Origin of the sequence: Flavobacterium chungangensis (assembly GCF_042654045.1) — a bacterium.
Classification (GTDB): Bacteria; Bacteroidota; Bacteroidia; order Flavobacteriales; family Flavobacteriaceae; genus Flavobacterium; species Flavobacterium chungangensis.
In genome coordinates this window covers 138,190-151,809 of the sequence record NZ_JBHSFY010000007.1, presented here as the reverse complement: position 1 = coordinate 151,809, position 13,620 = coordinate 138,190, and the positions used below count along the sequence as shown (strand labels likewise).

The window sequence follows — 13,620 nt, the reverse complement described above, 5'->3', positions numbered from 1 at the left end:
GGCTAAAAATTAAATAAAAACCCGATTGTATTATATTTGTCTATTCGAATACATTATATGATGAAAAAAGTATTTTTCTGCGGTTTGTTTTTACTTCTAATTCAGTTTTGCGAAGCGCAGAGCAAATTGTCTTGGCAGGGATATTTTTCATTTAATGAAGTAAAAGACATTTCAGAATCTGGAACAACTGTTTTTGCGGCTTCTGAAAATGCATTGTTTTCAAAAAATACAGGAACAAATATCCTTAAAACAACGACGACTGTTGACGGACTTTCGGGCCAGACCATTTCGGCAGTTTATTACAGCGAGGCATCCAAGAAAACAATTATAGGTTATGAAAATGGGTTGATGATATTGATTAATGAAGTCGATGGAAGTATTCTAAAAGTTGTAGATATAATCAATAAGCAATTGCCAGCAAATACTAAAAAGATCAATCATTTTATGGAAAATAATGGATTGATATATGTTTCTTGCAATTTTGGAATTGTTCAATTTAATCTTAAAACGTCCCAATTTGGCGACACGTATTTTATTGGTGATAATGGAGCAGAAATAAGCGTAAAGCAAACCGCAATGTTTAACGGATTTATTTTTGCGGCAACTTCAAGCGGCATTAGAAAAGCAGACATTACAAATGCTAATCTTATAGATTACAATCAATGGTCAATAGTCAATGGTGGGGATTGGTCAAGTGTTGAGGCTTTAGATTCAGAACTTATTGCAATTAATAATACAGGATATATTCATAGATTCAACTCCAATGCTTTTGTGGGTTTTTTGCAGTTGCCTCAAGCAACTGTTGATACACGAGCGAAAAATCACAATTTATTGGTCACAACTGCCAATACAGTATATGTTTATAATAATCAAATGGCGTTGAGTCGACAAATTACAAATTCTCAGGTCTTAGATAATACCTTGAATTTTAGCTGTGCAACTGCAGTTGGAAATCAGATTTTTATTGGGACAAAAGAAAAAGGATTGTTTGCTTCTACTTTAAATAATGCCACAGCTTTTGAAAACAGTACGCCTAGCGGTCCAGTACGTAATGATATTTTTTCTATAGATGCTGGTTCAAATGTTTTGTGGGCAGTTTATGGAGATTATGATGCGGTGTATAATCCATACCCTTTGGACAGTTATGGAATTAGCAGATTTAATGCTTCGGGATGGTTAAACATTCCATATTCTGATGTTTATGATGCCAAATCAATAACGAGAATTTATATAAATCCTAATAATGAAAAACAGGTTTATGCTGGTTCTTTTTTCTCGGGATTATTAAAAATTGAAAGCGATATTCCAACTCATTTATATAATGAAGAAAATAGTGGTTTAGAGTCGCTTAAAACAACAGCGCCAGATTATGTCGACATCCGTATTAATGCAACGGCTTTTGATAAATCTGGGAATCTTTGGGTGACCAATAGCAGAATCAATAATGGATTGAAAGTTTTAAAAACAAATGGACAATGGGGCAGTTATTCGATGACTTCTATATCAGATGATGTAGGAGAAGATAATTATTCGAGTATAGTGGTAGATCGCAACAATGTAAAATGGATTGGGACTTATAAAAGTGGAGTTGTAGGGTTTAATGAAGCGACAAATACCTTCAAAAAAATGACTTTTGGAACAGATGCTGGAAATCTGCCAATTGCCGATGTTAGAGCAATAGCTTTAGATACAAAAAATCAGCTTTGGATAGGAACAACAAAGGGTTTGAGAGTTCTCTCTAATGTTTCTAGTTTTCAAACAGATAGTCAGTTAAAAGCAAATTCGATCATTATAACCGAAGACGATTTGGCTCAGGAGTTGTTATATGAACAGTTTGTAACTTCGATAGCAGTCGATGGCGCAAATAATAAATGGATTGGAACGGCAGATTCTGGAATATTTATGGTTTCGCCAAATGGCCAGGAAACAAAATATCATTTTACAATAAACAATTCGCCTTTGCCAAGTAATTATATAAATGATGTTAAGATAAATGCTAAAACGGGAGAAGTCTTTATTGCAACCGACAAAGGGTTGGTTTCGTTTGGCGGAATTGCAACAGGAGCAAATGACGATTTAAGCAATGTGTATGTTTATCCAAATCCTGTGCGTCCGACTTATTCGGGAACTGTTAAAGTGGCCGGATTAATTGATAAGGCTAATGTGAAAATCACAGATATAGAAGGAAATTTGGTTTACGAAGTGACTTCTTCTGGCGGAACGATCGAATGGGATACAACTGCTTTTGGCAAATATAAAGTAGCATCTGGTGTTTACATGGTTTTTATCTCTGCAGAAGATGGAGGAGAAACTAAAGTTAAGAAAGTGATGATTATACGATAAGATTAGTGTTCAGTGTTTAGTATTTAGTATTTAGTATTTAGTATTCAGTATTTAGTGTCCAGTCTTTTTTAGTGTTCAGTTTATCTTCAATTTGATAAACTTGAAACCTGAAACTTGAAACTTGAAACTTGAAACAAAAAAAACAAAAAATTGTGCTCGTCAAAACAAAAGCCATAGTAATTTCATCTTTAAAATTTCAGGAGAAAAGCTTGATTGTAAAATGCTTTACACTTTCTAGCGGACTGAAATCTTATTTTGTGCGCGACGCTTTTTCGAGTAGGAAAGCAAGCCAGAAAATTGCTTATTTTCAACCATTTTCTATTTTAGAAATTGAAGCTGTTCATAAGAATAAAGGAACTCTAGAGAATTTTAAAGAAATAAAAAGTGCTGTTCCGTTTCAAACTATTCATACCGATATTGTCAAAAGTACCATGGTGATGTTTTTGTCCGAAATGCTTCATCATTCTATTCAAGAAGAAGAGAAAAACGAACAGCTTTTCCTTTTTTTAGAAGCTGCGCTTACGTGGCTGGATCATCATGATGAAATTTCTAATTTTCATTTAATTCTGCTTTTAGAAATCACAAAATATCTCGGTTTTTATCCTGATATTTCTGAAATTGATTTGCCTTTTTTTGAAATGAATGAAGGTGTCTTTGCACTTTTTCAAAAAGGAAATGTGCTTTCAGAACACGAGACCAATCTTTTTAAGAAACTATTGGAATTAAAATTTGATAACGATCAAAAAGTCTTTCATGTTTTAGAAAGGCAGATTCTCCTGAAAATTCTAATTGATTATTACAGTCTGCACTTGGAAGGTTTTAAAAGGCCCAAATCTTTGGATATTTTAAAAGAGGTTTTTTCTTGAGAGTATATTTTCTTTAATTGTATAAAACAAAAAGGATCGAATTTAACTCGATCCTTTTTTGTTTGAGGTTGCTTAACCTTATTATTTGATGAACTTAACTGATGTGCCTAAGTCGTTTAATTTTAATAAATAAACTCCGTTTGGTAATCCAGAAATTGCAATAGTTTCAGATGAGTTATTATTGACTCTTTTTACTGCTTTACCATCTATAGAGTAAATTACATAAGAAGAATTTTTAAAATCACTGCTTAATTTTATTTCATCTTTAGACATAGATGCAATAGGGTTGTTTTTTTTATTAAAATCAACAGTGCCTAAAGAAGATTTTTTAACGATGCTTACATTGTCAAAATAGATTGCAGGACCATCAAATTGACATCCAGCTGTAAAAAAAGCAGCCATTGTTACTGATGTTGTTGGTGCTAAAAATGCTGTTATTTTAAAGTCAAAAGTTACTGTCTTCCAAATGCCAAATTCTCTAGTAAGAAAATCGGGTTGAGCAATAAAAGAGGCTCCTCCTGAAGTTACTTTTATGATTTCATAAGATAGATTGCTAATGTTCATGAAAGAAGGAACATCATTTGGAATATAATAGTCAAACTTTAAAGTGTATTCGTCAAGATCTGATAAAGTAAACTCTTGTTTGAATTGTAAAGTTGGCATCAGACCATTTTCTAAGTCTGATACTGGTAAACCCTTTAAGCTTGAAGATCCACCATTTTTAATTGTTTCTTCTTTTGATGTAGCTCCGTAAATAAAAGTCCATGAATCAGGAGCGTCAGCGGTAAATTGTTCAAAACTACCGTTTTGTAGAAGATTCTGGCTTTTTGCAAAACTTACTGTAAGTAAGCATAAGATAAGTAATTTTGTTCTCATACACATTTTTTAAAGTTGGGTATAAAACTACAATTATTAATCTTACAATTCCTAATAATAGATTTCGATATGTTAAAATTTAACAAAAAATCATCACTGTAAACTGTAATGCTGTTAATCTTTTAGAAAAGTGTTTTTGAATTAAGAATTTTTGAAAAAAAGCGCTCCTAATTTCTTATTTTGATAATGATTTCTTTTTTACTCTTAAAAATTGTCTTAAAAGTGCCAACTTTTGGCTTTAGATATTCTACTTCTGACTTAAATTTACTACTTTCGCACCTCGTTTAAGAAAAGGATAAAATGAGTACAAAATTTACTGAATACAAAGGACTTGACTTGCCAACTGTAGCGTCTGAAGTTCTTGATTTTTGGAAGAAAGAAAATATATTTGAAAAGAGTGTAACAACTCGCGAAGGTGCTGAGCCTTTCGTATTTTTTGAAGGTCCGCCTTCAGCAAACGGATTGCCTGGTATTCACCACGTAATGGCACGTGCGATTAAAGATATTTTTTGCAGATATAAAACTCAAAAAGGTTTTCAAGTAAAAAGAAAAGCTGGATGGGATACTCACGGTTTGCCTGTTGAATTGGGTACCGAAAAAGAATTAGGAATTACAAAAGAAGATATTGGTAAAACCATTTCGATCGAAGAATATAACGAAGCGTGTAAAAAAACCGTTATGCGTTATACCGACGTATGGAATGATTTGACCGAAAAAATGGGGTATTGGGTAGATATGGAAGATCCGTATGTGACTTATAAACCAAAATATATGGAGTCGGTTTGGTGGCTTTTGAAACAGATCTACGATAAAGGTTTGTTGTACAAAGGATACACAATTCAGCCGTATTCTCCAAAAGCAGGAACAGGATTGTCTTCTCACGAGGTAAACCAGCCAGGAGCTTACCGTGATGTTACCGATACTACTATTGTAGCGCAGTTTAAAACATTGCCAGAAACATTACCTTCATTCTTGCAAGGTTTTGGAGATATTCACATTTTAGCTTGGACGACAACTCCTTGGACACTTCCGTCAAATACAGCGTTGACAGTTGGTCCAAAAATCGATTATGTTTTAGTAAAAACTTTCAATCAATATACTTTTGAGCCAATCAATGTTGTTTTGGCTAAAAACTTAGTTGGAAAACAATTCGGGAAAGGGTTTTTCTTAAGTGAAGATGACGCTGATTTTGACAATGTGAAAAACGGCGACAAAAAATTGCCATACAAAATTTTAGCAGAAGCAAAAGGAGCAGATTTAGTGGAAATCCGTTATGAGCAATTATTGCCTTACGTATTGCCTTATGAAAATGCTGAAAACGCATTTAGAGTAATCGCAGGTGATTTTGTTACAACTGAAGATGGAACAGGAATTGTGCATACAGCTCCGACTTTTGGTGCAGATGATGCTAAAGTAGCAAAAGAAGCAAAACCAGAAGTGCCGCCAATGTTGGTTTTAGACGAAAACGGAACTCCAGTTCCATTAGTAGATTTACAAGGAAGATTTACTTCTCATGTAGGTGATTTAGCTGGTAAATATGTTAAAAACGAATATTACGATGCAGGACAAGCTCCAGAGAAATCTGTAGATGTTGAAATCGCTATTCGTTTAAAAGAAGAAAACAAAGCTTTTAAAGTTGAAAAATACGTGCACAGTTATCCACACAGCTGGAGAACAGACGAGCCGTTATTATACTATCCTCTAGATTCATGGTTCATCAAAGTAACCGATGTGAAAGATAGAATGTTCGACCTGAACGAAACTATCAATTGGAAACCTAAATCTACTGGTGAAGGACGTTTTGGAAATTGGCTTAAAAATGCCAACGATTGGAACTTATCTCGTTCTAGATATTGGGGAATTCCGTTGCCAATTTGGAGAACAGAAGATAAAACAGAAGAAGTTATTATCGGTTCTGTTGAAGAATTGTACAATGCAATCGAAAAATCAATCGAAGCAGGTTTTCAAAAAGAAAATCCGTTTAAAGGATTTGAAATCGGAAACATGTCTGAGTCAAATTATGATTTAATCGATTTGCATAAAAATGTTGTTGATGGGCTTACTTTAGTTTCAGCTTCTGGAAAACCAATGAAGCGCGAAAGTGATCTAATCGACGTTTGGTTCGATTCTGGAGCAATGCCTTATGCACAATGGCATTATCCTTTTGAAAACAAAGAAAAAATTGATGGCAACAAAGATTTTCCAGCAAATTTCATTGCAGAAGGAGTAGACCAGACTCGCGGATGGTTTTATACTTTGCATGCAATCGGAACTTTGGTTTTTGATAAAATAGCCTACAAAAATGTAGTTTCAAACGGCTTGGTTTTGGATAAGAATGGAATTAAAATGTCTAAGAGTAAAGGAAATACTATAGACCCATTTAAAACCATTGCAGAAAACGGTCCTGATGCTACACGCTGGTATATGATTATGAATGCAAATCCGTGGGATAACTTGAAGTTTGACCTTGAAGGAATTGCTGAGGTTAAACGTAAATTCTTCGGAACACTTTACAATACCTATTCATTCTTCTCGTTATATGCAAACATCGACGGATTTAAATATGAAGAAGCCGAAATTCCGTTAAACGAAAGACCAGAAATCGATCAATGGATTATTTCTGAATTACATTCATTAATCAAATTTGTAGACGAATGTTACGAAGATTACGAGCCAACAAAAGCGACAAGAGCAATTTCTGACTTCGTTCAGGAAAACTTAAGTAACTGGTACGTTCGTTTATGCCGTCGTCGTTTCTGGAAAGGAGAATATGCGAAGGATAAAATTGCAGCTTACCAAACGCTTTATACTTGTTTGCTTACAATCAGTAAATTGAGCGCTCCAGTAGCTCCATTTTTTATGGATAAATTATACCGTGATTTAACAACTTCGAAGGGAAGCGAGGATTTTGCTAGTGTTCACTTGGCTGAATTCCCGAAATTTGTCGAAAACTTTGTTAATAAAACGTTGGAAAGCAAAATGCAGAAGGCGCAAACGATCTCTTCTCTGGTGTTATCACTACGTAAAAAAGAGATGATTAAAGTTCGTCAGCCTCTGCAAAAGGTAATGATTCCAGTACTTGACGAGAATCAGCGTGCTGAAATCGAAGCAATTTCTGACCTTGTAAAAGCTGAGGTAAATGTTAAAGAAATTGAACTTTTAGATGATGCTTCAGGTATTTTGGTAAAACAAATTAAGCCTAATTTTAAAGCTCTTGGGCCACGTTTTGGTAAAGACATGGGCTTGATTTCTAAGGAGATACAAGGTTTTTCTGCAGATCAGATCAATCAGCTGGACAAGCAAGGAACGCTAGATATTGTTATTGCAGGAAATAGTGTAACTTTATCATTAGAAGATGTGGAAATTACATCACAAGATATCGAAGGATGGTTAGTTGCTAATTCAAACGGAATAACAGTTGCGCTTGATATTACTCTTACCGAAGAATTAAAAAATGAAGGTATCGCTAGAGAGTTAGTAAATAGAATACAAAACATTCGTAAAGATTCAGGATTTGAGGTTACGGATAAGATTAAAGTACAAATAAAAAGAAACGGCATTTTAGAAGATGCGGTTTCAAAAAACGAAGACTATATTAAGTCTGAAACATTAACAGACGAACTGGTTTTTGTGGACGCTTTAGAAAACGGCACAGAAATTGAGTTTGATGATATTAGAACCATTATATTAATTTCAAAATAGTTAGAAAATGATAGATGAAATTACAAGATACTCTGATGCAGATTTAGCAGAGTTCAAAGAAATAATCCAAGCAAAAATTAAAAAAGCACAAGAAGATCTTGATTTGATCAAAAGTGCCTATATGAACGATTTGAATAACGGTACTGACGATACTTCTCCAACTTTTAAAGCTTTTGAAGAAGGAAGTGAGACCATGTCTAAAGAAGCAAACTCTCAGTTGGCTATCAGGCAAGAGAAATTCATTCGTGACTTAAAAAATGCTTTATTCCGTGTAGAAAACAAAACTTACGGTATCTGCAAAGTAACAGGTAAATTAATTAGCAAAGAAAGGCTTAAAATCGTTCCTCATGCAACCATGAGTATCGAAGCTAAAAACTTGCAAAGATAAAATTGCGTAGAACTACGTAAGAGAAAAAGCGCTCCTTTAAGGGGCGCTTTTTTTGTTTAACATTTAGCTATAAGAGAGTTCGTTACTAGGTTTACGCTTTGAAAGAAATTATTTATAATTAATCAAAATAATTTTAAAGAGAGAGCATTGTTTTTTGTAAGAACTATTTTGTTTGACTCTTTTTGGTTTTTCATTTGCTATTCAAATAAAAAAACCGCCTTTTAAAGACGGTTTTTTAGGTGTATTAAATTTAAGAAAGTTATGCTAGATTTTTTTCAACATCAGCTTTGTGTTTTCTTAAAATAGCTCTTGTCATACCTAAATTCGCTTTTGAAGCATCAGCAGCAAGATAGATCATGAATTTTTTGTTTGGAGAAATATCGATAATGTGAATTTGATTAGAAAGAGTAATCAAAATATCTTCGATGTCCTGGTTTAGGTTTAGTGCTTTTACGGCGCTCAATTTAGCTTTTACAACTTCTAAGTTATAGGCTGCTGCAAGTTCAGGATCAAAACTTGGATCTACAGTTAAATTTCCAAAGCTTAATCCAGATTCAATTTCTGTTACTGCTACAGCGATAAAGCCATTTACGTTGCTTTTCATTTCGTTCAAAAACACGTTTAAAAAATCATTGCTCATAGTTCATTTGGGTTATTTGTTAATAGAATTTTATGTTATTTCAATAGTGAATTTTTGCTTAATTCTGCAGAAACTTCTTCTGTAGAGCGCATCAATAATGCTAGGTTACTTCCTTCTTTAGAGAAAGCAACGATAAAGTTAGAGCCGCTTATTTTGTTTCCAACAATAACCCCTTCGGCACTTTTTAGATATAATTGTTTTAGAGAGCCTTTTTCCAAATCGATTAAGAATTTTTCGCTCATAGATAAAATAGCTGCACTCATTGCGGCAATACTGTCGCCGTAATCAAGATTTAAGGAAGTGATAAGTTTTCCTTTTCCATTTAAAATTAATGCAGCGGTAGATTTTGTGCTGACAAGAAAGTCGTTCAGTGTAGTTGTGATTTCATTCATGTTTTGTAGGATTTTGGGAGGAATGTTAAATTCAGTTTGTGTTGGTATTCGTTTTTAAAAATTAATTCAAGTTATCCTAAACAAGTGTTAATTTTTATTAACAAATATAAATTAAATTATGTATCATTGTAGTACCAAATCAGTAATAATTTAAATTATTTACTACAAAAAACTTACATTATGGCTAAAGTATTGAAATTCAAAGAAGTAAACTCTGATGTAGAGCGTAGAATGAAAGAATTTGAAAAACTGCGCGTTAAGTTTAAAGCTGATGTAAAAAAGGGAGAAGCGAAGAAATTGGCAGCCGGAAAAGAAAGCAAAGGGATATTCAAGTCCATTTCAGAATTTTTTTCCGACAGTCCAAAGACACCAGCAAAAGCTGCCGTAAAAAAGTAAACTTTACTCGGTTTAGATTAGCAGATAAACTTGTTTAGTTTGTTGCAAAACAATTAACGCTCCTTTGGGAGCGTTTTTTTTGATTAAATTGTTATTTTTGCGCATCAAAAAATTATAAAATGTCATTACGAAAAGCGTATTTCCTTATATTCTTAGTTTTAATTGTTGATCAGCTTTCTAAAATTTATGTCAAAACAAATTTCGTTTTAGGCGAAGAATTTGTGATTGCTGATTGGTTTAGAATTCATTTCATTGAAAATGAAGGAATGGCTTGGGGAACAAAAATTCCTGGAGAGTATGGAAAATTAATTTTGACCGTGTTCAGAATTTTTGCAGTTGTTGGAATTGGCTGGTGGCTTTCTGATTCAGTAAAAAAGCGTCATTCAAATTATTTAATAGCAGCTATTGCATTAATCTTTGCTGGAGCAGCAGGAAATATTATCGATTCTGTTTTCTACGGAGTTATTTTTGATGATAGTACACATAACTTAGCGACTATTTTTTCTCCAGTTCCATACGGAACATGGTTTCATGGTTTGGTTGTAGATATGTTTTATTTTCCTATTTGGGAAGGAGAACTTCCAAGTTGGCTTCCCATATTTGGCGGAAAACATTTTGCTTTCTTTAATGCGATTTTTAATGTAGCCGATGTGGCAATTTCTACAGGTGTAGGTATACTTTTAGTTTTCAACAAAAGAGCTTTTCCAAAACACTAATTATTTTTAAAAATACAACATAAAAAATTCCAAATTCTAATATTTGTTTGCAATTAGTGCTTCAAAAATTGGAATTTGGAATTTTTCATTATTGGGATTTAATATTTAATTGTGCTATTTTTACAATACTAAAACCAAACTTATGCAAAGTCCGTCTTTTTCCATTTATGATGCTTCTGCGGGATCAGGAAAGACGTATACTTTGGTGAAAGAATATTTGAAGATTATTCTTTCTTCTCCAAAAAACGATGCATACCGAAATATTTTAGCCATTACTTTTACCAACAAAGCGGTTCATGAAATGAAAAGCCGTATTGTTGGGAGTTTATCTGAATTTGCAAAAGACGACCCGTCTCCAAAAGCTGCCGATTTGATGGAAGACTTATCGCGCGATACTGGGCTTTCGATTATTAAAATTAAAACCAAATCACAGCAAATCATTAAGCACTTAATTCATAATTATGCCGCTTTTGATATTTCTACAATTGATAAATTTACTCATAAAGTTATCCGCGCTTTTGCTCATGATTTGAATCTTCCAATGACTTTTGAAGTTACTTTGGATACCGAAAACTTATTAGTTGAAGCTGTTGATGCGATTATCGCACAAGCTGGAGAAGACGAAACATTAACCAAACTGCTCATCGATTTTACAATGGAAAAAACCGATGATGATAAAAGCTGGGATGTTTCTCGTGAAATTCTGGAAACAGGAAGGTTGGTCTTGAATGAAAATAATCGAAATGAAATTCTTCATTTTCAAGATAAAACAATTGAAGAGTTTGTTGAGATTAAAAACAAGATGCAAGGGCTTTGTAAAGATTTGGAAGATGTAAATGAAGATCTTGCAACGAAAGCAATTGAATTGATTGATAAAAACGGAATTGATCAAAAATCATTTTCGAGAGGGACTTTTCCAAATCATTTGCAAAGTATTCGAGATGGAAAATTCAATCCAAAAAATAAAACCTTTCATGAGTTTGATGATATTGCGATTAACAAAACGGCAAAAGACCGAGCGTTAATTGAAAATATTATTCCAGAATTGCTTCAGATATTAAAAGAGGTTTATCAGAACTTTGAAAAAAGAGATTTTTATAAAGCTTTTTTAAAAAATATAACACCACTTTCTTTGTTGAATACAGTAAGTAACGAGCTTGCAAAAATTCAGTCAGAACAAAATATCTTATCGATTTCAGAATTCAATGCGATCATTCATCGGGAAATTCAGAATCAGCCAGCGCCTTTTATCTATGAACGTTTGGGTGAGCGCTATCGTAATTTCTTTATCGATGAATTTCAGGATACTTCAGAAATGCAATGGCAGAACTTGATTCCGCTTATTGATAATTCGCTTTCTGGTCTAGATGATTACGGAAATAAAGGAACTTTGATGATTGTTGGAGATCCAAAACAATCTATTTATCGCTGGCGCGGAGGAAAAGCAGAGCAGTTTATCGAATTAAGTAAAGAAGAAGTCGCTTTTTTTCATCATGAAAAAATAGTGAAGCATTTAGACACCAACTATAGAAGTTATAGTGAAGTTATTGAATTCAATAATGCTTTCTTTAAATTGATTTCGGCTGAATTTACAAATGAAGATTATAAGGATTTATATGAAAATCACAGTTTTCAAAATACGAATTCAAAAAAAGGCGGTTATGTAAATATTTCTTTTCTTCCGATTGCTGAGAAAAATGAATCTGTAGATGAAGAAGAGGTTTTAGAGAAATCTGATTTGTATGTTTTGGCAACTTTAAATACAATTCGAGAAGTTGTTAAACAAGGTTTTGAATATAAAGATATTGTAATCCTGACCAGAAAAAGAGATCAAGGAATTGCGGTTGCAAATTATTTGACAGAACAAGGTGTTCCGCTTCTTTCTTCAGAGACATTAATGATTCAAAATGCATCAGAAGTTCGTTTAATAATTCATCTTTTAAGATATTTAAACAATAGTGCTGATTTAGAGTCGAAAGCCAACTTTTTGCATTTTCTTTCTTCGACAAAAGATTTGTCAATGCCTGTGCATGATTTCATCGCATTGGGAATGAGTCAAAGATTTGAAAAAGAATTTGAAGAATGGCTTATGACTTTTGATGTTTCTTTTTCATTTGAAGATGTGCGAAAGAAATCTTTGTATGAAGCGGTAGAAATCATCATTTCTAAATTTATTCTTCCGTCTGAAGGGAATGCTTATGTGCAGTTTTTTCTAGATATTGTTTTAGAAAGAGATATTCGAAATCAATCTGGTGTTGCAGACTTTTTGATTTTCTGGGATAAAAATTCAGAGAAATTTAGTATCCCGTCTCCAGAAGGAAATAATGCGGTTCGTATTATGACGATTCATAAATCTAAAGGATTAGAGTTTCCGGTTGTAATTATGCCTTTTGCAGATGAAGATTATAATAGAAAACCAAAAGATAAGTTGTGGCTAGATACGGAGGAAATCGATTTGGGAGTTCCAAAAGCTTTGGTTGATAATAGTAGTGCTGTTGAGGGTTTTGGCGAAAGCGCTTCGGCAGTTTTCAATTTAAAAAAACAAGAAGAACTTTTAGATAATATAAATGTGCTTTATGTTGCGCTAACCCGTGCCGAAGAACAGCTGTATGTAATTTCTCAATCGTTAAAAGCTAAAAGCGATGGCGAATATCCGAATAATATGGCTTCTTTTTTTATTAAATTCTTGATCAATGAAGGGGTTTATGAGGAAGAAAAATTGAATTACGAATTTGGAAATAAAACGAGGTTGTCAAAAAGTACTAGAACAGTAGATGCGGTTAAGTCGATTCCTATTGTGAGAGAGGTTTTAAATCCGAAAAATATTAAAATAGCGCAACGCGAAGCTTTGATGTGGGGAACGCATCAGCAGGAAGCTATTTCATATGGAAATATTGTTCACGAGATTCTGGCTTATGTGAAAGATAAATCAGATGTTGATTTGGCCGTAACAAAATCTGTCGAGAATGGTTTGATAACGTACGACCAAGTAGATCAGGTTTTGAAAACTCTAAAAGAAATTGTCAACCACCCCGAATTGAATATTTGTTTTGATGGAAAAGATAGGGTTCTGAATGAACAGACCATTGTGCAGAAAGAAGGAAGGATTTTAAAGCCAGATAGAGTTGTGTTTTTGGAAAATAAACAAGCCTATTTGTTGGATTATAAAACTGGAGCTGTTAATGCAAAATATCAACAGCAAATTCAGGAGTATCAAGATGCAATTGAAGATTTAGGATACACGGTTCTAAAAAAGGCATTGGTGTATATAGGAACCGAAATTGAAGTGGTAAATTTGTGA

At 33.4% G+C, this 13,620-nt stretch carries 10 protein-coding genes; 7 read left to right on the top strand and 3 right to left on the bottom strand.

The features are described from left to right. Positions 1-60 precede the first annotated feature (60 nt). Positions 61-2,343 carry a type IX secretion system anionic LPS delivery protein PorZ gene (gene porZ / locus ACFO3N_RS13200; RefSeq protein ID WP_379798584.1) on the top strand — a complete coding sequence of 761 codons (2,283 nt, stop codon included), beginning with the start codon at positions 61-63 and terminating at the stop codon, positions 2,341-2,343. Positions 2,344-2,495: 152 nt separating this feature from the next. After that, positions 2,496-3,209 carry a DNA repair protein RecO gene (gene recO / locus ACFO3N_RS13195; RefSeq protein WP_379798391.1) on the top strand — a complete coding sequence of 238 codons (714 nt, stop codon included), beginning with the start codon at positions 2,496-2,498 and terminating at the stop codon, positions 3,207-3,209. A gap of 81 nt (positions 3,210-3,290) precedes the next feature. On the opposite strand, the gene ACFO3N_RS13190 is transcribed toward recO, so the two are convergent. After that, entirely contained in the window at positions 3,291-4,085 is a 795-nt protein-coding gene (locus tag ACFO3N_RS13190) for a T9SS type A sorting domain-containing protein (protein WP_379798389.1), read from the bottom strand. Positions 4,086-4,385: 300 nt separating this feature from the next. Here ACFO3N_RS13190 and ileS point away from each other — a divergent pair, with 300 nt between their 5' ends. Further along, positions 4,386-7,787 carry an isoleucine--tRNA ligase gene (gene ileS, locus ACFO3N_RS13185; RefSeq protein ID WP_379798387.1) on the top strand — a complete coding sequence of 1,134 codons (3,402 nt, stop codon included), beginning with the start codon at positions 4,386-4,388 and terminating at the stop codon, positions 7,785-7,787. A gap of 7 nt (positions 7,788-7,794) precedes the next feature. Continuing rightward, entirely contained in the window at positions 7,795-8,175 is a 381-nt protein-coding gene (locus tag ACFO3N_RS13180) for a TraR/DksA family transcriptional regulator (RefSeq protein WP_012022792.1), read from the top strand. Positions 8,176-8,434: 259 nt separating this feature from the next. On the opposite strand, the gene ACFO3N_RS13175 is transcribed toward ACFO3N_RS13180, so the two are convergent. Further along, positions 8,435-8,815, bottom strand: a complete 381-nt coding sequence (locus tag ACFO3N_RS13175) for a hypothetical protein (RefSeq protein WP_250834915.1) — start codon at positions 8,813-8,815, stop codon at positions 8,435-8,437. A gap of 35 nt (positions 8,816-8,850) precedes the next feature. Then, positions 8,851-9,207 carry a roadblock/LC7 domain-containing protein gene (locus tag ACFO3N_RS13170; protein ID WP_091494460.1) on the bottom strand — a complete coding sequence of 119 codons (357 nt, stop codon included), beginning with the start codon at positions 9,205-9,207 and terminating at the stop codon, positions 8,851-8,853. 180 nt (positions 9,208-9,387) lie between these two features. Here ACFO3N_RS13170 and ACFO3N_RS13165 point away from each other — a divergent pair, with 180 nt between their 5' ends. The 3 genes from ACFO3N_RS13165 to ACFO3N_RS13155 all read left to right on the top strand — a co-directional run bounded on the left by ACFO3N_RS13165 (position 9,388) and on the right by ACFO3N_RS13155 (position 13,620). Next, positions 9,388-9,603 (top strand): hypothetical protein, encoded by a 216-nt coding sequence (locus ACFO3N_RS13165; protein ID WP_095928396.1) that lies wholly within the window; start codon positions 9,388-9,390, stop codon positions 9,601-9,603. Positions 9,604-9,722: 119 nt separating this feature from the next. Continuing rightward, on the top strand, positions 9,723-10,319 hold the full coding sequence (locus ACFO3N_RS13160; protein WP_095928395.1) for a lipoprotein signal peptidase: 597 nt from the start codon (positions 9,723-9,725) through the stop codon (positions 10,317-10,319). Positions 10,320-10,461: 142 nt separating this feature from the next. After that, on the top strand, positions 10,462-13,620 hold the full coding sequence (locus tag ACFO3N_RS13155) for a UvrD-helicase domain-containing protein (RefSeq protein ID WP_379798384.1): 3,159 nt from the start codon (positions 10,462-10,464) through the stop codon (positions 13,618-13,620).